This window comes from Pantoea coffeiphila (assembly GCF_016909495.1).
GTDB lineage: Bacteria > Pseudomonadota > Gammaproteobacteria > Enterobacterales > Enterobacteriaceae > Erwinia > Erwinia coffeiphila.
Window position 1 is genome coordinate 480,069 of sequence record NZ_JAFBFW010000001.1, and the last position, 18,702, is coordinate 498,770.

Here is an 18,702-nt window from a genome sequence, read left to right on the forward strand (position 1 = left end):
ACAAGAATGACTGCAATCTCTTCGCCACTGTGGCGCAAAACCTTAACCTGCGGCACGCTGAGCGTCACGCCAAACGGTAACACCATCCCGCTGGATGATTTGTTTGACGTAGCCGAACGCCGTAATCCGAAACGCGCCTTTTTGTTTGTCAGTAAAGTGCTGGGGCGCCATATTCCGGTCAGCCCGGCCACCATGCGCGGTGTTTATCGCCAGCTGGCCGCGCAGTTCCCCGCGCTGCCTGAAGGCCCGGTGTTGTTTATCGGCATGGCGGAAACCGCCGTGGGCCTCGGCGCGGGCGTGTTTGATGAGATGCGCCAGCGCGCGCCGGAGTCGGTCTATCTCAGTTCAACGCGCCATCCGGTTAGCGGCGAGCTGCTGTGTGAGTTTAAAGAAGACCACAGCCACGCAACCGACCACCTGCTCTACTTACCTGCTGACGTTGAGTTACGCCGCCGGGTACAGAATGCCCGCACGTTGGTACTGATCGATGATGAAGCCACCACCGGCAACACCTTTATTAATCTGCTGGCCGCGCTGAGAAACGACGCCGGACTGACCGGTATCGAGCGGGTTATTACCGTGACACTCACTGACTGGAGCGGCGAAGCGATTGCCAGAGCCTGCCCGTTACCGGTGACCACCGTGGCGCTGGTGCGCGGCGACTGGCACTGGGAGAAAAACCCGGATGCGCCGATCCCGATTATGCCGGCGGTGAATGTAACCGCGAGTGGCAGCGTACCGGTCACCGGGCGGCAAAACTGGGGCCGTCTGGGCATGGACGCTCCGGCAGGCGATCTGGGCAAAGATATCGTCGCGTCCGTGGGGGAAAAGATCCTCGTGCTCGGCACCAGTGAGTTTATCTGGGAACCCTTCCTGCTGGCGGAACGCCTGGAGCGTCAGGGTGCCGAGGTGAAGTACAGCTCCACCACCCGCTCGCCGATAGCGACCGGATTTGCCATTCAGTCGGCAATTGCTTTCAGCGATAACTATGGCCTGGGCATTCCGAACTATGTTTACAATGTGGCCCATCAGCAGTTTGACCGCATTCTGCTGTGCAGCGAAACGCCTGCCGACAGCCTCGATCCTGCGCTGATTGCCGCACTCTCCCGGGTTGCACCTCAGGTTGAGGTACTCAGCTATGAATAAGCCGGTAATTTTCTCCGATCTTGACGACACGCTGTTTCAGACCCGCCGCAAAATGGTCGATGAGCTGGCTCTGGAGCCGTTTCGCACCGGCGCGCTGGACCGCAGTCTGCAACCGCGCAGCTTTATGACCGAAGAACAGGCAATGCTGGTTGACTGGATGCTGGAACACGGCGATTTAATTCCCGTCACCGCACGCGGCACCGAAGAGATCGCCCGCGTTGAAATCCCCTTCCGCTCCTGGGCTGTTGCTACGCACGGTGCAGTGATCCTTAATCCACAGGGTGAAGCGGATGCCGAATGGCAGGCGCTGATGCTGGCAAAACTGGCACCGTATGCGGTGCAGCTGCTAGCCATGCAGCAGCAGATCACCGAGCTGATGGCGGAGCGCAATATCAACGGCTGGGCGCGTATCAACTATGAATACGAGCAGACGCCGATCTATCTGGTCATGAAGCATCGCGACAGCACCAAACTGGATGAGCTGTACGCCATCGCCGATGAGATCGAGCAGCGGTTCCCCACCGCAGGCTGGTATATCCATCGCAACAGCAACAACGTGGCCTGGCTGCCGGTTGTGGTGGAAAAAGGGCTGGCGGTCAGTTTCCTGCTGGAACGACTGCGCGCCGAGCGCGGCGTGTTTCCGGTGATTGGTCTCGGCGACAGCCTGAGCGATCATCGCTTTATGAAGTTGTGCAGCTGGTACGGCCTGCCGCGTCAGAGCCAGTTTGCAGATCATATTAACGAAGCGCTGTTCAGGGAGGCCGACCATGACTGATTTTGTGCCGTTTTCAGGCTCCTACCAGCCGCATGACGTTCATTTTCTGCTGACGCCGGTGGAAATGGAAATGACGCCGGTCGACCGCAAAGAAGCGCTGATCCAGTCCGGGGCGAAGCACTATTCAGAAATGCTGAGCCAGGAGCCGGAGCCAACCAAATGGCATCTGGATTTGTTTGCCCGCGCGCTGGATCGCGGAGCGGAGCGGCTGGCAAAAGAAGTAGCGATGTTGGCCAGGTCGCTGATTGAGCGCTTTCCCGATACGCCGGTAGTACTGGCAAGTCTGGTGCGTGCCGGGGTGCCGCTGGGCGTGATGCTGCAGCAGGCGCTGCGTGATTGCGGAAAAGAATCTTATCATTACGGTATCAGCATTATCCGCGATCGCGGCATTGATAGCGCCGCGCTGGACTGGATTGAACAGCGCCACGGTACGGAAGGCCTTGTTTTCGTTGACGGCTGGACCGGCAAAGGGGCTATCACCGGTGAGTTAATTCGTTCACTCAAGGATCGCCCTAGCTATCCGGCTTATCCGCGCCTTGTGGTGCTGGCCGATCCCTGTGGTCGCTCCTGGCTGTCGGCCAGTGACGACGACTGGCTGATTCCGTTTGGCATTATGGGCGCGCCGGTTTCTGGCATGATTTCACGCTCGATCTGGCGTAGCGAAGGGTTCCACGGCTGCGTGATTTGCCATCATCTCGAACGCTTCGAATGCAGCCGTCACCTGGTGGAGACGGTCGCCGCTCGCCGCCGCCTGCTGGGTGAGGTTAAAGCCTGCGCGTGGGCTCCCGAGCAGAATGCCGGACTGCGGCAGCAGAGTGAAGCGGTCATTAAGCAACTGGCGGAGCAGTACGACATCACCAGTATTAATCGCATCAAACCCGGCATTGCTGAAGCCACACGAGCCGTGCTGCGCCGCGTGCCGGATCACGTGCTGGTGCGTTCGACCGACGATGCCGATGTCGCGCTGCTACTGCATCTGGCACATGAGAAAGGCATCGCGGTAACCGCCGTGGGCGAGGCCATTGGCCAGTATCGGGCGGTCACCATTATCAAGAAGGTACTCTGATGAACGAACGGCTTTCTCCCTGGCGCCTGGGCGCAACGCTGTACATGCCCGCTACCCGCACCGATATCGCTGACGCCGTGCTGCACAATAAGATTGCTGGGTTGCGTTCGCTGGTTATCTGTCTTGAAGATGCCGTCAGCGACGCCGATATTCCCCTGGCCCGCCGCAACCTGCGCCAGGTTTTGACGCACCTTGCAGCGGCTAAAAAGTTACAGGGTAACGTAAACTGGCCGCTGGTATTTGTCCGCCCGCGCGATATCACTATGGGGGCGGAACTGGCTGCCGACTGGGACCTGAGCGGTGTCGATGGTCTTGTACTGCCTAAATTCACGCGCCACTGCCTGCCTGTCTGGTGGGCAATGCTCAAGGATTCTCACCTGTGCATGATGCCAACGCTGGAAACTGAAGAAGTATTCGACGTGGTGCAGATGCGGGAGCTGGCTGCTGCACTGGCGAATCATCCGTGTCGTCAGCGTATTATTGCCCTGCGCATCGGCGGTAATGATTTAATGAATGTCGTCTCACTGCGCCGTTCGCGAGAGTTCACCCTGTACGACGGCCCGATGGGCTACGTGATTAAAATGCTGGTTTCGGTCTTTGCCACGCGGGATTTTGCCCTGACCGCGCCGGTTTGTGAGCACATTGACGATCGGCAAATCATGGATCGTGAACTGGCGTTGGATATGCTGCACGGACTGGTGGGTAAAACCGCCATTCACCCCAGCCAGATTGGCATCATCGAAGCTGCGCTAATGGTGTCGGCCAGCGATCACGCTGATGCATTGCGCATCCTTAATTCCAGTCAGGCGGTATTTAAGTCGCAGGGCGCGATGTGCGAACCGGCCACCCATCGCCGCTGGGCCTCAGCCATCCTTGCTCGTGCTCAGGTATACGGCATTGTTAGCGAGAAAAACCAGGATGCGATCAGGCTGATGACCGCACTGACCAAAAGCTGAGCTAACCCTCAGACGATACTGCCAGCAAATGCCTTTCCCGTGCTATGCTGCCAGGCCAAAACTATAATGATGAATCCAGGCAGCGACTTATTATGTATCTCAGCACGCGACAGGCCCGAATTTATAAGCTGGCAATCCTTCTCGGTTCTGGAAAACCGGTGGCTGCCGAGACGATTATTACTGCCCTGAACTGTTCCGAACCCACGTTGACTCGTGCGCTGAAAGAACTGCGCGAATCCTACGCGGCTGAAATTAAATACAGTAAAGCAGGCCACTCTTATCAGTTAACCGGTATTGGCCAGTTGGATAAAAAGGCACTGCGCCGGATGAATGAAGCGCTGACTGAAAATGCCGAAGCAAAACCTGCTGAAACGGTCAGTCGTGTCTTTCTCGATAAGGATAAGAAAAAGGCGATATCGCTTTCGCTACGCATGTCGCTGCTGCGCAAAATCAACCGTCTCTCCAGACTCAATGAAATTACCCGCAGTGAAGCGGTGGATATGGCCGCTGCTCGCGGTATCGATCAACTTATTGAGGAAGCGCTGGCGAAAAAGAAGGGAAATTGAACTGCTGCTGGTTTTAGCAACCTAACCCGCCAGCGTTAACCAGCAGGTTAGTTTTTTTCTGCGAACTGACTGACGCAGCGAATTAATCAGCGGCTTATCTGATGGCCAATAATGCCCCCCACCGCCGCGCCGCCTACGGTGCCGAGAGAACTTCCTCCGGTCAGTACCGCACCGCCAATCGCACCAATACCTGCACCAATCGCCGTGTTTCTGCCCCGATTAGACATATGTCCACAGGCAGTGATTGACAGCGTCAGCAGTACCACGACTGCTACCGAAAAGCTGCGTTTTAAAAGCATGATTAACCTCATTACCATCAGCAACAATGGCAGGTAGAAATAGTGTTTATGATTGTTTTTTTCCCGACAGCATCCCCGGTGTTGACCCGCGCTGTCGATAGCTGAAATCTACTGCCAGTGCGAACAGTGTAAAAGGTAAAAATTCCTATTTCTCAGAGGCCTGAACGCCATGGCCAACAGTTTAGGAGAATGCCTGGATCAGTGGAAATACAGTCAGCTTCCTGCACGCAGTGAATCTTTTGTTCTGGTCAATGCCGAAGGGCTGGATTTTTCCGCTTATCCACAAAGTAAGGACGAGATGCACTACGTCCCCCAGTGTCGCACGCCCACCGTGGTCTGTTGCATCAGCAGGTGCTGGCGGTCAGACAGATGCTGACCCCGACGATTAATTATCTCGCGCAGCTAAAATAAGCCTCCAACGCTATTTACGCCAGGCGGCTTCTTTCATTTCGTGGGTCATTTTCACGTCTATGCTCAGCTCGGCGGTTGGCCTCAATAGCAGGCGCGGCAGGCCGATAGGATCGCCGGACTCCTGACAGTAGCCGTACTCACCCTTTCTGATACGAATCAGTGCGGCATCGATTTTCGGTAGCAGGCGGCTTTCGCGATCGATCTGGCGCAGCAGCAGCCTCAGTTCTTCTTCGCGCATTGCCTTATCGGCTTCATCACCCTGGTTATCTCCCCACTGCAAACTGGCTTTCAGCTGGTCGATATGCGCCAAAAGATCCTGTTTATCCTGCAATAAACGCTGCTGAAAAAACGCCAGCTGTTGGGCATTCATATAATCTGCGGGCGACATCGCCAGTAGCTTCTGCTCTTCTTTACTGCTCTGTGGCACGCGGGCCTCCATAATGAGTATTCAGGTCGAGTTTACGACTTCAGTCTGGCAACGCTTTTCGGCCAGGGGTCAGCAAAAGTTCCACCCTTCTGCCACCAGTCAATTTCCTCCTCGCTGAGGAAACAGCGCCGCAGCGCCGTGACAAAGGGATCGAGCTGCCCGGACAAACCAATCACCGTCAGGCGACATCGCCGATCGCCAAAACGCCCAGGCATGTCATCCAGCTGCTGTTGCAGGATGCGCCGTTCTTCGCTATTCAGCAGGCTGTTTTCATGTCGCAGTACGCCTGCTTTCCAGTAGCTGATAAATTCCAGGCTGATGCTGCCCGCCGCCTGATTCCACAGCAGAGCGAGATCGTCCCGCCCCGGCAGCCAGAAAAAACCCTTGCTGCGGTGGATTCCGGCCCCGAGAAACTGCTGATAAGTGTCCCACAGCCGCTGCGGGTGGAATGGACGGTCGTCCGCAATCACCCGCGATTCAATGTCGTACGGTGCGCCGGCATCGGTGAACTGCTCGACCTCTTCCTCCAGTTCCTCGACGAGCTTTGCCACGCGATAAAAATCATATTCGGGGTACGCCAGCAGCTCGCTTATCGGCAAATTTCCCCACGGCAGCGCCATAACCGCCACCGCAGGGTTAATGGGATGCACTGCATGAGCTATATCAAGTACGGCATCGGCATTCAGCCGATCGACCTTGGTCATCATCAGATGGCTGCAAAACAGGATCTGCCCTGCCAGCAGGTTTTCAACGCCACCACGACTCTGCTTAAGGTTGCGCTGCCAGCGCGGGATCAGCTGTTCACCGCCGTCATAGTCGCTTTGCAGCATCACGGCATCAATCAGTGAAAGAAAGCCCTTTAGCTGTACCAGCGGATGATCGCGCAACAGCTTAATCAGCGGCAGCGGATGGCTGCTGCCGGAGGTTTCCAGCAGGATCATATCAGGCTGATTTACAGCAAGCTGTTCCAGTGCCTGTGCCAGCTTGTTAACTCCGGTGGGGCTGCTGATGCTGTCGGCGGAGATGGAGATAAAATTCTGCCGCTGCTGCCCTACCAGCTCGGTGTTGGCAATCAGCACGCCGTCAACATCCAGTTCGCTCATATCGTTCACGATTACGCTAACGTTCAGCCACTGATTCTGCGCCTGCATCAGTAAACTTTTCAGTAAGGTGGTTTTCCCTGCGCCAAGGAAACCATTGAGAATGGTCAGGGGAATACGCTGCATAAGTCGGTCCGTGATGATAATTTTTGATATGTTATAATATAACAATTAATCGAGCTACTCTTATCATTGCAACCCCTTTCAGAGGCTGGTAGGAATAATCTTAGTTTCAGCAGGTTATCGTCAGTTGAGGCAATAAATTTTCTGAGTAAGATGAAGGAAATGTTTCAGGAAATTGACAGTTAGCGCAGAGCAAACGTTTTCCTGTAGCTAAATCAGATGCTGTTCACTCGAAGAGAACGGCATTGCATACGTCACTAAGGAAGAATTATGAGTCGTCATTCAACCCAGGCTATTGAAACCAACGCACTGAACGTGGATGAAGCAAGGAATTTCATTAAGTCCGGCGGCGAGCGCGTCCGTCTGGCCTGGGATATCAGCAGTGATGAGTTTTTCCGCATCGCCAGCGCTTCTGGCCGCGAAGGCATGCGTATGGTTAAAAAAGGGCGCGACTTCTTTCTTGAGCGTATGCCTGGCTAAACAACACTCGATTAGACGAATTTAAAAACAACAAAGGCCCGCAGATGGGCCTTTGTACCAACAAAACTTTGTACCAGCAAAAACAGGGTTACATTTCCTGTCGATCACGCACCTTAAGCAGCCCCGTGCGCAAATTATAGCGCGGTACCGACCCCAGACCCGCGATTTAAATCAGCCCTTTCTGGCTAAAGGTCACGCTCGTGGCTTCATTCAGATCCAGCTCCCCTATCTTCTCCGCAGGCACCCAACGGACTTCCTGAAACTCTTCATTAAACGAAATTGTGCGGTTAGCGCTGATGCAGTCAAAGATGAGATAAATCATATAAATCTCTTCGGTTGAGCCGTCTGCATAGGTTTTTGTACGAATGTCATCGCGAAAAGCCCACGGCCTGACCTCCGTGATTTCCAGCTCGTCCCCCAGCTCTTCACGAATTTCCCTTCTGAGAGCGGCCTCCATCGTTTCTCCCGGTTCCATTCCTCCACCGGAAAGCGCCCACTGGCCGGGAAACACTCCGCGGTCCGCCGCCATTTTGCATAACAGATACTCACCTTCGTTCTGAATAATCGGGCAAACGATCGTCCTCTGGCGCATAACTTCTCCTTATTAACACCATAAAACACAAGGTTAAATCTTCATCGGGCTGAGTGCCAGTTTAAAACTGGAAGGCACCTCGACTAATGGGAAGAAACAGGTATGAAACAGGTAAGAAACAACCCTGGCTGAACCACTGGCAGATTGCGCAGGGGAATTGATGTCCTGGTGCAGCTGTTACTGCTGCCTTTGATAATTTTATCGCTCTTGAGTTTGGTAATCAGAGGGTGCTGTGAAATGGGTGTTTGAGGTTCAGCCTCTGCTGCTGCTTCAGGGCGAGTCCTCGCGCCGCGTTGCGGTGCCTTCGGTTACGCCATTTCGCCGACGGATCGGCCAGGATTGAACATCCCTGTTCAAACCCGGCCTGACGCCAGCATCCCTGCTGTCGTCTCCTGGCGCAATGGCTCCACCTCAGCGCTGCGGATACCCTTACGCAGCAGCAGAGGCTGTCCCAATTTATAATTTCATCGCTTTCAGATTTGGACAAAAGCCACATCTACTAACAAAGTGTGATTCCGCATGCAGCCTGTTTAAAGAGCAGACAATCAGATTGCGATCGCGGCAAAACGGAAGCCATCTGGCTGCCTGAGTGGCAATCGCTTCTTGCAGGCAACGCAGAAGTCAGAAAGCAGGCTGGCCGTGCCCCCGAGAGGGCAATCCACAGCGCTGAACGTAGGGAGGAAGCCAGGATTCGCCAGAGGGAATCGGATAAGAAACCAAAATCCCAGCTTTTCTAGCAGACCACGCTGAGCCATCAGGCTGAGCGGCTGTGCCCTCGAACGGGCAATCCGCAGCGCTGAACGCAGAAAGGAAACCAGGATTTGGCCGCATGGACGCGGACAAAAAGTACAGCCGGGGCAGGACGCCCCGTCTGTACTGGTCCTGAAGGCTGACGAACGAAGTGAGGGAACCGCGAAGCGGCGCGAGGACCCGCCCGAGCGAGGGCACAGCCGCTCAAGCCGATCGCCAAACGTCCAGCGTCGCCGATCGTCCAGCCATACCTTCAGCCATCGCCATACCTTCATCCCAAAATCAAACCGCCACCCACCGCTGCTCCCGCGAAGACCGAATCGCCGCATCAATCACCTGCTGGATCTCCATCGCATCACGGAACCCTGGACCGCTGAACTCCCCACCGGATACCGCCCGCAGAAACTCCGCAATCTCAATCGTCTTCAAATCATTAAAGCCCAACTGATGACCCGGCGCCGGGCAGAACGCGCCGTATGGTTGCTGCTGCGGACCGGCCTCAATCTTCTGGAAACCGCGCACCCCACCGGCGGCATCGTGACGATAATAGTGCAGCTCGTTAAAACGCTCCTGAGTAAAATGCAGCGCCCCGCGCGTACCGTAAACCTCAAAGCCCAGCTGCATATTGCGCCCCATCGCCACCCAACTGGCCTCAATACTACCCTTGCAGCCGCGCGCAAATTCTACGGTCAGGCGGGCGATATCATCCACCTCAACCGCTCGCAGCTCGTGCGCACCTGCCGCAACCGGGCGCTGCTTGATTACTGTCTCCAGATCCGCCTGCACCGCCACCACCGGCCCCAGCAGGAAACGCGCCATCGCCACAATGTGGCTACCAAGATCGGCAACCGCCCCCGCGCCGCCGGCAGGGTCCAGCCGCCATGACCATGGCGTCAGCGGCGAGGACATAAAATCTTCGGCGTGAATACCGCGGAAACTAACGATATCGCCCAGATCGCCATTGTCGATCATCTCCCTGGCCAGCTTGATCAGCGGGTTTTTCAGATAGTTAAAGCCCACCTGGGTGATCACCCCCTGCGCCTCGGCGGCATCGGTCATGATCCGCGCCTCTTCGCTGGTCGGCGCTATCGGCTTTTCGCAGTGCACGTGCTTACCGGCTTTAATTGCTGCCAGCGCCTGCTCCAGATGGAAACGGTTCGGCGTGGTAATCGACACCACGTCGATCTCCGGATCGTTAATCAGCGACTGCCAGTCATCGGTGTGGCGACGAAAGCCGAAGCGTTTTGCCGCCCGCTCTGCCGCTGCACCGTCCACATCAGCTACCGCAATCAGTTCCGGCACGCCGTCAGTCGGGAAAATGCCCGCCGCCGCGCGATAGGCCAGCGCGTGTGATAACCCCATAAAGCCGGTGCCGATAATACCAATGCCAATCTTTTTCATTTTTTCGTTCTCCGTCAGGAATCAGTCAACACTTACCGGCCTGCCGCTGGCGGCAGAACGCGCGGCGCACTCCGCCAGCTTCAGCGCCATCAGACCATCAAAGGGGGTAACTGGGATGGCGCGCTTGCCCAGCGCGGCCTGGATAAACGCATCCATCTCCAGCCGATAGGCCTGCTCATAGCGCTCAAGGAAGAACGCTTCCAGCGGGGCCTGCACTTCCGTGGCGGTGGCGGTATAGCGACGCACGCTGTTGGCACGCTGGTTGTTATTGAGCAGCATGCCGGCGGAGCCGAAGGCCTCCAGCCGCTGATCGTAGCCATATACCGCGCGGCGGCTGCAGTTGATGTGGCACTGCCTGCCGGATGCGGTGGTCATCTGCACCATCACCGTGTCGTAATCGTTAAACTCCGCCAGTTCCGGCTTCAGCAGGCGGCTGGCGCTGGCGTAGACTTCGACAGGTTCCTCGCCCAGCAGCCAGCGGGCCATATCGAAATCGTGGATCACCATATCGCTGAAAATACCGCCGGAATGGCGCAGGTAGTCCATGGGGGCAAAATCCGGATCGCGGCTGGTGATCACCACCTGGTGCAGATCGCCGATGTCGCCACTGGCAATGGCCTGCTGCAGCTCGCTGGCGCTGGGGTCGAAGCGGCGGTTAAATGCCACCATCACTGGGGCATTTAGCTCTTCAAGCTGACGGCAAGCCTCGGCCGCCCGGTTTAAATCCAGATCGACAGGTTTTTCGCATAATACTTTCTTTCCTTTACGCGCGGCGGCAAGCATTAAATCAACGTGAGTATCGGTAGGTGTGGCAATAATTACCGCATCAATATCAGCGTCATTAATTAATTCCAGCGGATCGGATACGGCTTTAGCACCATATAAATCTGCCAGCGCGTTTGCGCTATTAATAAAAGGATCGGCCACCGCCACCAGCGTTGCCTGCGGGTGCGTGGCAATATTCGCGGCGTGGATTTTCCCGATGCGGCCAGCACCGAGCACGGCTATTTTCAACATAGTCAGTTCCTGTAGAGGACGGGTAAGTTATTATTCGCCAGCCGTTAAATAGCGTGCGTGTTATTTATCTGTCGGTAATTAACAATTAAGTTTTGTTCCAGCTCGCCGGTGAAATAATGAATAATATTATTCACGGCGGAAACCGACATGCGCATCGCCGCCTCTTCGGTCAACCCGGCGGAGTGCGGGCTGAGGATCAGTCGCCAGGACGCATGCAGCAGCGCCGAGTCACGCGACGGCGGTTCCTGACTGAAAACATCCAGCCCCGCGCCGCCCAGACGGTCGTTTTTCAGTGCGTCGATCAGCGCCTGTTCATCAATAATCCCACCGCGCGCGGTATTAATGACAATCGCCTGCGGTTTAAGCAGCGCCAGCTCGCGGCGGCCAATCAGCGGTTTACTGTCGCTGAGCGGCAAATGCACGGTCAGCGCATCGGCGATTTTTAATCCGGCGTCCAGTTCGGTAATCCGCTCCACGCCAAGGGCATGGAAGATTTCATCGGCCACGTAAGGGTCGTAGGCCACCACGAACATATTGAAACAGCGCGCCATTCTCGCCACTTCCCGCCCAATGCGGCCAAAGCCCAGCACAAACAGCGTGCGCCCCGACAGCTCCATCGCCGAGAAGCTGTTGCGGCAGTTCCAGTTGCCGCTGCGCAGATTTTCATCGTAAACCCGCAGCTGCTTCGCCACACCCATCAGCAGAGCAAACGTGTGTTCCGCCACCGACAGCGAATTCACGTCACCGACGATGGTTAGCGGAATACCGCGTTCGTTCAGCGCCGCCACGTCAACCGCGTCGTAGCCTACGCCGTGGCGGGAAACGACCTTCAGTCGTGGAGCCTGCTCAATTTCTGCGGCGGTTAGCGGCTGGGTACGCAGCAGCAGCGCATCCGCGTGTTCGATAAACGGCGCATAGCTGGCGGTGCTCACTTCTTTCACCAGCTCGTAAGTGAAACCGGGGGTGTTTTGCAGAATGCTCAACCCGGCCTGATGAATACTTCCGGCAATCAGCACATGTGGCATTTCAGTACCCCCCCTGCTGGACTTTATCCTGTGGCGCAGTACCGGTCAGCTGGCGAAAGCGCGTGGCGCTGGCCGCCGCCGCACCGCGCAACAGCTGAACATCATTAGAGACGGTAACCAGATCGAATCCCCACTCCACCGCACGTGCGGCGTACTCGGGACTGCCGTTATGCAGTCCGGCACGGATACCGGCCGCGTGCGCCCGATCCAGAATATGACGGATGGCGTCGATGATTTCCGGCTCCTCGCGGTCAAAACCGGTACGGTAGCGTCGCCCGGTCAGCGCCAGGGTCAGATCCGCCGGACCAATATAGATGCCGTCCAGCCCCGGGGTTCGCACGATTTCCTCGATTTTTTCCACCGCTTCGGCGGTTTCAATCATCGCAAAGCACACCACTTCGCTGTCCGCATGCTGGCCGTAATCCGGCCCGGCGGCAAAGGTGACGCGCGTCGGACCAAAGCTGCGGGAACCGAGCGGCGGGTAACGCACACAGGACACCAGCTGTCGGGCTTCCTCGCCGTTGTTGATCATCGGGCAGATAATGCCCCAGGCCCCGGCGTCCAGCGCTTTCATAATGTCGCCAGGCGACAGCCAGGGCACACGCACCATCGGCGTCACGCCGCTGGCACGCATTGCCTGCAGCATGGTGGTGGCCGTCTCGTAGCCGACCAGACCGTGCTGAATATCAATGGTCAGCGCGTCGTAGCCCTGCGCCGCCATAATCTCAGCGGTGAACGGGCTGGCAACCGACAGCCAGCCGTTCAGCACGCTGTGCCCTTCTGCCCATAAACGCTTAACGTTGCTGTTTATCATTGTGGCTTCCTTACAGGACCACCTGCGTCAGTTTGACATTCATATATTCGAAAATACCTTCCGCGCCGCCCTCGCTGCCCATACCGCTGGCTTTAATGCCGCCAAACGGTACGTCGGCCGAGGCCAGGGCAAAGCTGTTGATACCCACCATGCCCGCCTGCAACTGTTGAGAAATGCGGCGAATGCGTGCGGCATCGCGGGTAAAGGCATAGGCGGAGAGCGCCAGCTCGCTGCGGTTCACGCGGGCGATAACGTCGGCTTCGTCAGTGAAAGTGGTGATGGCAGCGATCGGGCCAAAGTTTTCCTCAGCCAGCGCCAGCGCATCGTCCGGTACATCGGCCAGCACGGTGGGCGCAAAGTAAAAGCCCGGCTTATCGGCAATGCGCTGCCCGCCGGTCACAACGCGCGCACCCTTCTGTCGCGCGTCCTCGACGATGTTTTCAATCGCCTTCAGCCGCCGCGCGTTGATCAGCGGTCCCATCTCACTGCCCTCATCCAGGCCGTAGCCGACCTTAATTGCCGCGGCGCGACGGGCGAATCCATCGATAAAGGCCTGCGCAACCGATTTATGAACATAGAAGCGATCGGCGGTGACGCATACCTGCCCACAGTTGGCGAACTTAGTCGGTACCGCCAGATCCAGCGCTTTCTCTATATCGGCATCGTCAAAAACGATCATCGGCGCATTGCCGCCCAGTTCCATACTGACGCGTTTAAGGGTGGCAGCCGAATCACGGATCATCTGCTGCCCAATCGCCGTGGAGCCGGTCAGCGTCACTTTGCGCACCACCGGTGATTCAATCAGCGGCTGATAGGTATTGGCCGTGGGTCCGACTACCATGTTGACCACGCCCGCTGGCAGCCCGGCCTTTTGCAGGCAGGTCATGATGACCATTGCAGACCCGGGCACTTCGCTGGAGGGGCGCAGCACCACGGTGCAGCCCGCGGCCAGCGCCGGGGCCAGCTTGCGGGCGATCAGCACCACCGGGAAGTTCCATGCGGTAAAGGCTGCCACTACGCCCACAGCCTGATGAGAGACTTCACAGCGCCCGCCCGGCACGCGGCTTTCCACAATACGTCCATACACCCGGCGTGCTTCTTCGGCGTACCAGGTGAACTGATCGATAGCCAGCGTCCATTCGCGACTGGCCTGCGCCAGCGGTTTTCCGCTCTCGAGGGAGATCGTCCGGGCCGCCTTATCGCGGGCCTGCTCCATTTCTGCCGCCACGCGGTGCAGCGTATCGGCACGTTCCCAGGCGGCACGCGCCTGCCACGGTGCCAGTGCCGCTTCCGCACTGGCGATCGCCTCCAGCGTATCCTCGCGGGAGGCGGCGGCGATCTCGCCCAGCCGTTCGTCGCGCCCCGGATCGGTAACCACAATAGTTTCGCCGCTGCGGCCCTGTCGCCAGTCGCCGTTAATAAACTGCCCGTAGTCGTTATACATAGCCTGACCCTGTTTTCCTGCCGCCCTGACCGGGATCGGAGATGTTAATTCGGCGGATGTCGTTGCCTGCTCACCGCCACCGGTTATTAACTTAATTGCAAACAAGAAAAAAACGCAATAAAAATTGCAATGGCAGATTTAGCGCTGACCATGCTGGGTTTCTCAGCATGTAAAATGAATTATCAATATGATTTTTAATGAATTTATAAAGAGTCAAACTCACTCGCTGAGGGAGTTTCTGCGTTTTTTCGAAGAGAATGAAATGCGCAACTTCTGAGTCAGATCACGCTTTTGGAAATTTCAATTGCAATGAAAATTGTAATGCAATTTTAGTTGCGATAGCCTGCGGTCAGAACAAAACGTTAGTTAAGGGTTAAAGCCGATGGCGAGCCGTAAAGAAACATACAGGAAAGATATCCCACCGCCGCATAAAAACTACGAGCAGGTGGTGAACGACATCACCGCCCGCTATCCGCAGCTGTCGGATCGTTTTCAGCAGGTGGCGCGTTTTATTACCCAGAATCCTAACGCCGTGGCGCTGGAGTCAATTAATGCCATTGCCGCCCGCTGCGCGCTGCACCCGTCAACGCTGGTGCGCTTTGCCCAGCACTTTGGCTACAGCGGCTTTAAACAGATGCAGGCGGTGTTTCAGACCCGGCTGGCGACCACCGCGCCCGGTTATAACGAGCGCATTGTGGCGCTGGAAAACGATCTGCAAAAAAACCAGCAGCTCGGCAACCTCGGTTTTCTGCAGGATTTAGTGGTGCGGGATATCGCCACGCTCCAGGGCATGCTGGAAAGCGTTACCGCCGCCGATCTCGACCACAGCGCTCAGCTGATGGGCCGCGCCGACACGATTTTTATCGCCGGGCAGCTGCGTTCTGAGCCGGTGGCTATTTTGCTACGCTACCTGCTGACCATGCTTAACCGCAAGGTCGTGCTGCTGGATATGTCCGGCGGACTGGCCCCGCATATGGCGATGAACATGACTCCACGCGATGCGCTGATTGCCGTCTCCTTCCGCCATTACGCGCAGGAAGTGGTGCAGATTGCCGACATTGCCGGGCAGAAAAAGGTGCCGCTGATTGCGATTACCGACAGCGTGCTGTCTCCGCTGGCAAAGGACGCCCGGGTGCTGTTTACCATCCCGGAAGAGGAATACAGTTTTTCCCGTTCGCTGGCCGCACCGGTGTGCCTGGTCCAGTGCATCGCGCTGGCACTGGCCGCCGAGCTGCATCCTGAAGAGGAACAGCCGCGCATTGCCACGCTGACGGAACGCACGCAAATCCGCGAGGAAGGTAAGAAAAGCAGCCATAAATAGCCGCAGTCCGGTTTAACGCTCTCCCTTTGGGGAGGGCTACGTCCGGATTTGCAACTAAAATTGCTTGTTTGTGTTTTTAGCAAATTAATTTCTATAACCAGCCTGATTACGGGCCCTACAGCAGGTAGAAACTATGTCGACCTATCGTTGCACCACTGCGCAGGCGGTGGTCCGTTATTTGAGCAATCAGTTTATTCACGTAGACGGTGAAGAAGTGCCGCTTTTCCCGGGCGTGTTCGGCATCTTCGGCCATGGCAACGTCACCTGCATTGGTGAGGCGCTGGAAAGCGTACAGGACGTGCTGCCGACCTGGCGCGGTCAGAACGAGCAGTCGATGGCCTTCGCCGCCGTCGGTTTTGCCAAAGCGCGCCTGCGCCAGCAGATTATGGTGGTGACCGCCTCTATCGGCCCGGGAACCACAAACCTGCTGACGGCGGCCGGTGTTGCTCACGTCAGCCGCCTGCCGATGCTGATGATCTGCGGTGATGCCTTCGCTCGCCGCGTGCCGGACCCGGTCATGCAGCAGGTGGAGCACTTCAGCGATCCCAGCCAGACGGTCAACGACGCCTTTAAAGCGGTAACCCGCTACTGGGATCGCATCACCTGGCCGGAGCAGGTCCTCTCTTCCCTGCCGCAGGCGGTGGCAACCATGCTTGACCCGGCGGACTGCGGCCCGGCCTTCATCGGCCTGTGCCAGGACGTGCAGGAGATGGCCTTCGACTATCCCGAGGCGTTTTTCGCCCGCCGCGTTCACACTATCCCGCGCCCTCGCCCGGACCAGCAGCTGCTGGAGCAGGCGGCCGAACTGCTGGCTTCCGCCCGGCATCCGCTGATTATCGCCGGGGGCGGCGTACGCTACTCGCGGGCTGAGGCCGAGCTGGAAGCCTTCGCCCGCCAGCGCGGCATCCCGGTGGTGGAAACCATTGCAGGAAAAGGCACGCTGACCCACGATCACCCGCTGCATATCGGCCCGGTCGGTATTCTGGGGTCAACATCCGCCAACGCGCTGGCGGCAAAAGCCGATGTGATTATCGCCATCGGCACCCGACTGATGGATTTCGTCACCGGCTCCTGGACGGTGTTTTCACCCGAGGCGCGTTTTATTGCCATTAACGCCGCGCGCTTTGACGCCCATAAGCACTTCTCGCTGCCGCTGGTCGCCGATGCCCGCGAAGGTATCCGCGAACTCAATGCCGCACTCGGCAACTATGCGGCGGATGCGGGCTGGCTGGATAGCGGCAAAACCGCCTTTGCCGCGTGGAATCAGCTGATCGCCGCACGCCAGCAGCGCACGGTAACAACCGGCGTGCCGACCTACGCGCAGGTGGTTGGCGTGGTCAATGAACGCGCCGCTGCCGAAGACTACGTGATCAGCGCGGCGGGCGGCCTGCCGGGCGAGCTGGTGAAGGGCTGGAAGGTAAAAAATCCCGGTACTTTCGACTGTGAGTTTGGTTTCTCCTGCATGGGCTATGAAATCTCTGCGGGCTGGGGTACGGCAATGATCGACGCGGATCGCGATGTATTCGTGCTGATCGGCGACGGTACCTACATGATGATGAATTCCGATATCTATTCCAGCGTGCTTTCCGGCCACAAGCTGATCCTGCTGGTGTGCGACAACGGCGGCTACGCGGTGATTAACCGTCTGCAAAACGCCAAGGGCGGCGCGTCGTTTAACAACCTGCTCAAGGACTGCCGGGTTACCGAACCTTTCCACGTTGATTTTGTTGCCAACGCGCAGTCGATGGGCGCGCTCGCCCGCAAGGTCAGCAGCCTGGATGAACTGGCCGACGCCGTGGACTGGGCGAAGGGTAACGATCGCACCACGGTCATCTGCATCGACACGCACCCACACGAATGGACGCCGGGCGATGCCTGGTGGGACGTCGGCGTGCCGGAAGTCAGCCAGCGCGAAAGCGTGAATCAGGCGCGGGCCGAACACGTTGCGGGCCGTAAAAAACAGCGTACAGGTATTTAACTTTCAGCCAGAGGAATCAGAACATGACGTTGCACGCAAAACTGGGGATTGCCCCTATCGCCTGGTCCAATGACGATCTGCCGCAGCTCGGCGGCGACACACCGCTTTCCGTCTGCCTGGCCGAAAGCCGGCTGGCCGGTTTTTCCGGCGTAGAAACCGGCGGCAAGTTCCCGCGAACCCGCGCTGAACTGCAGCCGCAGCTGGCGGAATATCAGCTACAGCTGGTCTCCGGCTGGTACTCCGGCACCCTGCTGGATAACGATCTGGAGAGTGAAATCGCCAAAGCGACGCCGCAGATGCAGCTGTTTAAAGAGTGCGGTGCGGCCTGCCTGGTCTACGGCGAAACGGCGGGCACCATTCAGAACCAACAGCAGGTGCCGCTGAGCCAGCGCCGCAGGCTGACGGAGGAGCAGATCCGCGAGTACGGCGCGAAGCTGAACCTGTTCGCCAGCTGGTGCCGGGATTTCGGCGTACCGCTGGCCTTCCATCACCATATGGGCACGGTGATTGAAGACGAACGCGATATCGATCTGCTGATGGCGGCTACCTGCCCGCAGGTGGGGCTGCTGTTTGATACCGGGCATCTGGTGTTTGCCGGGGTCGATCCGCTGAGCGTGCTGAGCAAGCATGGCAAACGCATCAACCACGTGCATACCAAAGACATCCGAGCGGACGTGCGCGCCGGGCTGGACTGGCAGCGCGACTCGTTTCTTGATGCGGTATTGAAAGGCGTTTACACCGTGCCAGGCGACGGCAGCATTGACTTCGATGCGGTGATCGCGCGGCTGGCCGGTATCGGCTATCAGGGCTGGTTTGTGGTCGAGGCCGAGCAGGATCCGGCGCTGGCTCCGCCGCTGGAATACGCGCGAATTGGCTATGCCAGCCTGAAATCTTCGCTGACCAAAGCCGGATACGCCATCGAGCCGCCCGCAAAGCGCTGAACGGCAGCAGAACAATCATGACTCCATCAACGGCGGCACGTGCCGCTGACTGACGACCCGGCAGCCGCGA

At 57.6% G+C, this 18,702-nt stretch carries 18 protein-coding genes; 9 read left to right on the forward strand and 9 right to left on the reverse strand.

Features of this window, described 5'->3' with window-relative positions; translation table 11 throughout:
* The first annotated feature begins 6 nt into the window (after positions 1-6).
* From JOE09_RS02235 to JOE09_RS02255, 5 genes are all read left to right on the forward strand, one after another.
* Complete coding sequence (locus JOE09_RS02235) at positions 7-1,146, forward strand: phosphoribosyltransferase domain-containing protein (RefSeq protein ID WP_205064633.1); 1,140 nt, start codon at positions 7-9, stop codon at positions 1,144-1,146.
* Entirely contained in the window at positions 1,139-1,921 is a 783-nt protein-coding gene (locus JOE09_RS02240; RefSeq protein ID WP_205064634.1) for an HAD family hydrolase, read from the forward strand. The genes JOE09_RS02235 and JOE09_RS02240 overlap by 8 nt, the downstream gene beginning before the upstream one ends.
* Positions 1,914-2,987 carry a cysteine protease StiP family protein gene (locus tag JOE09_RS02245; RefSeq protein WP_205064635.1) on the forward strand — a complete coding sequence of 358 codons (1,074 nt, stop codon included), beginning with the start codon at positions 1,914-1,916 and terminating at the stop codon, positions 2,985-2,987. The genes JOE09_RS02240 and JOE09_RS02245 overlap by 8 nt, the downstream gene beginning before the upstream one ends.
* The gene (locus tag JOE09_RS02250) at positions 2,987-3,943 is read left to right on the forward strand and encodes an HpcH/HpaI aldolase/citrate lyase family protein (protein ID WP_205064636.1); all 957 of its coding nucleotides are present in this window, start codon (positions 2,987-2,989) and stop codon (positions 3,941-3,943) included. Before JOE09_RS02245 ends, JOE09_RS02250 begins: the two co-directional genes overlap by 1 nt.
* A gap of 92 nt (positions 3,944-4,035) precedes the next feature.
* Entirely contained in the window at positions 4,036-4,509 is a 474-nt protein-coding gene (locus tag JOE09_RS02255) for a phenylalanine--tRNA ligase subunit alpha (RefSeq protein WP_205064637.1), read from the forward strand.
* Positions 4,510-4,595: 86 nt separating this feature from the next.
* Here the strand turns inward: JOE09_RS02255 and JOE09_RS02260 are convergent, their stop codons facing one another.
* The 3 genes from JOE09_RS02260 to JOE09_RS02270 form a co-directional block, all read right to left on the reverse strand.
* Complete coding sequence (locus JOE09_RS02260; protein WP_105595629.1) at positions 4,596-4,808, reverse strand: glycine zipper 2TM domain-containing protein; 213 nt, start codon at positions 4,806-4,808, stop codon at positions 4,596-4,598.
* Between the two features lie 421 nt (positions 4,809-5,229).
* Positions 5,230-5,607 (reverse strand): RNA polymerase-binding protein DksA, encoded by a 378-nt coding sequence (dksA, locus tag JOE09_RS02265; protein ID WP_105595671.1) that lies wholly within the window; start codon positions 5,605-5,607, stop codon positions 5,230-5,232.
* A 71-nt stretch (positions 5,608-5,678) separates the two neighbouring features.
* Positions 5,679-6,872, reverse strand: a complete 1,194-nt coding sequence (locus JOE09_RS02270) for a CobW family GTP-binding protein (RefSeq protein ID WP_205064638.1) — start codon at positions 6,870-6,872, stop codon at positions 5,679-5,681.
* A 267-nt stretch (positions 6,873-7,139) separates the two neighbouring features.
* On the opposite strand from JOE09_RS02270, the gene JOE09_RS02275 reads away from it, so the two are divergent.
* Positions 7,140-7,349, forward strand: coding sequence for a hypothetical protein (locus JOE09_RS02275; protein WP_205064639.1), 210 nt, complete (start codon positions 7,140-7,142; stop codon positions 7,347-7,349).
* Between the two features lie 166 nt (positions 7,350-7,515).
* Here JOE09_RS02275 and nudI read toward each other — a convergent pair whose 3' ends face one another.
* The 6 genes from nudI to JOE09_RS02305 form a co-directional block, all read right to left on the reverse strand.
* Entirely contained in the window at positions 7,516-7,941 is a 426-nt protein-coding gene (nudI, locus tag JOE09_RS02280; protein ID WP_205064640.1) for a nucleoside triphosphatase NudI, read from the reverse strand.
* Positions 7,942-8,973: 1,032 nt separating this feature from the next.
* The gene (locus JOE09_RS02285) at positions 8,974-10,092 is read right to left on the reverse strand and encodes a Gfo/Idh/MocA family protein (protein WP_205064641.1); all 1,119 of its coding nucleotides are present in this window, start codon (positions 10,090-10,092) and stop codon (positions 8,974-8,976) included.
* 21 nt (positions 10,093-10,113) lie between these two features.
* Positions 10,114-11,109, reverse strand: coding sequence for an inositol 2-dehydrogenase (gene iolG / locus JOE09_RS02290; RefSeq protein ID WP_205064642.1), 996 nt, complete (start codon positions 11,107-11,109; stop codon positions 10,114-10,116).
* 44 nt (positions 11,110-11,153) lie between these two features.
* Positions 11,154-12,134 (reverse strand): hydroxyacid dehydrogenase, encoded by a 981-nt coding sequence (locus JOE09_RS02295; protein WP_205064643.1) that lies wholly within the window; start codon positions 12,132-12,134, stop codon positions 11,154-11,156.
* A gap of 1 nt (position 12,135) precedes the next feature.
* Positions 12,136-12,948, reverse strand: a complete 813-nt coding sequence (locus JOE09_RS02300) for an HpcH/HpaI aldolase family protein (RefSeq protein WP_205064644.1) — start codon at positions 12,946-12,948, stop codon at positions 12,136-12,138.
* A 10-nt stretch (positions 12,949-12,958) separates the two neighbouring features.
* Positions 12,959-14,392, reverse strand: coding sequence for an NAD-dependent succinate-semialdehyde dehydrogenase (locus JOE09_RS02305; RefSeq protein WP_205064645.1), 1,434 nt, complete (start codon positions 14,390-14,392; stop codon positions 12,959-12,961).
* Positions 14,393-14,774: 382 nt separating this feature from the next.
* Between JOE09_RS02305 and JOE09_RS02310 the strand changes: the two genes are divergently transcribed.
* The 3 genes from JOE09_RS02310 (at position 14,775) to iolE (ending at position 18,632) form a co-directional block, all read left to right on the forward strand.
* On the forward strand, positions 14,775-15,713 hold the full coding sequence (locus tag JOE09_RS02310) for a MurR/RpiR family transcriptional regulator (RefSeq protein WP_205064646.1): 939 nt from the start codon (positions 14,775-14,777) through the stop codon (positions 15,711-15,713).
* 133 nt (positions 15,714-15,846) lie between these two features.
* Complete coding sequence (gene iolD, locus JOE09_RS02315; RefSeq protein WP_205064647.1) at positions 15,847-17,691, forward strand: 3D-(3,5/4)-trihydroxycyclohexane-1,2-dione acylhydrolase (decyclizing); 1,845 nt, start codon at positions 15,847-15,849, stop codon at positions 17,689-17,691.
* 29 nt (positions 17,692-17,720) lie between these two features.
* Positions 17,721-18,632, forward strand: a complete 912-nt coding sequence (iolE, locus tag JOE09_RS02320) for a myo-inosose-2 dehydratase (RefSeq protein WP_205065094.1) — start codon at positions 17,721-17,723, stop codon at positions 18,630-18,632.
* Positions 18,633-18,702: the final 70 nt, after the last annotated feature.

Bases quoted from the DNA above. Each gene is read 5' to 3' on its own strand.
- JOE09_RS02275 (WP_205064639.1), top strand. From the start codon at position 7,140: ATGAGTCGTCATTCAACCCAGGCTATTGAAACCAACGCACTGAACGTG.
- iolD (WP_205064647.1), top strand. From the start codon at position 15,847: ATGTCGACCTATCGTTGCACCACTGCGCAGGCGGTGGTCCGTTATTTG.
- JOE09_RS02255 (WP_205064637.1), top strand. From the start codon at position 4,036: ATGTATCTCAGCACGCGACAGGCCCGAATTTATAAGCTGGCAATCCTT.
- JOE09_RS02295 (WP_205064643.1), bottom strand. From the start codon at position 12,134: ATGCCACATGTGCTGATTGCCGGAAGTATTCATCAGGCCGGGTTGAGC.
- JOE09_RS02300 (WP_205064644.1), bottom strand. From the start codon at position 12,948: ATGATAAACAGCAACGTTAAGCGTTTATGGGCAGAAGGGCACAGCGTG.
- iolG (WP_205064642.1), bottom strand. From the start codon at position 11,109: ATGTTGAAAATAGCCGTGCTCGGTGCTGGCCGCATCGGGAAAATCCAC.
- JOE09_RS02245 (WP_205064635.1), top strand. From the start codon at position 1,914: ATGACTGATTTTGTGCCGTTTTCAGGCTCCTACCAGCCGCATGACGTT.
- JOE09_RS02305 (WP_205064645.1), bottom strand. From the start codon at position 14,392: ATGTATAACGACTACGGGCAGTTTATTAACGGCGACTGGCGACAGGGC.
- JOE09_RS02250 (WP_205064636.1), top strand. From the start codon at position 2,987: ATGAACGAACGGCTTTCTCCCTGGCGCCTGGGCGCAACGCTGTACATG.
- dksA (WP_105595671.1), bottom strand. From the start codon at position 5,607: ATGTCGCCCGCAGATTATATGAATGCCCAACAGCTGGCGTTTTTTCAG.
- JOE09_RS02285 (WP_205064641.1), bottom strand. From the start codon at position 10,092: ATGAAAAAGATTGGCATTGGTATTATCGGCACCGGCTTTATGGGGTTA.
- JOE09_RS02310 (WP_205064646.1), top strand. From the start codon at position 14,775: ATGGCGAGCCGTAAAGAAACATACAGGAAAGATATCCCACCGCCGCAT.
- JOE09_RS02260 (WP_105595629.1), bottom strand. From the start codon at position 4,808: ATGCTTTTAAAACGCAGCTTTTCGGTAGCAGTCGTGGTACTGCTGACG.
- JOE09_RS02235 (WP_205064633.1), top strand. From the start codon at position 7: ATGACTGCAATCTCTTCGCCACTGTGGCGCAAAACCTTAACCTGCGGC.
- nudI (WP_205064640.1), bottom strand. From the start codon at position 7,941: ATGCGCCAGAGGACGATCGTTTGCCCGATTATTCAGAACGAAGGTGAG.
- JOE09_RS02240 (WP_205064634.1), top strand. From the start codon at position 1,139: ATGAATAAGCCGGTAATTTTCTCCGATCTTGACGACACGCTGTTTCAG.
- JOE09_RS02270 (WP_205064638.1), bottom strand. From the start codon at position 6,872: ATGCAGCGTATTCCCCTGACCATTCTCAATGGTTTCCTTGGCGCAGGG.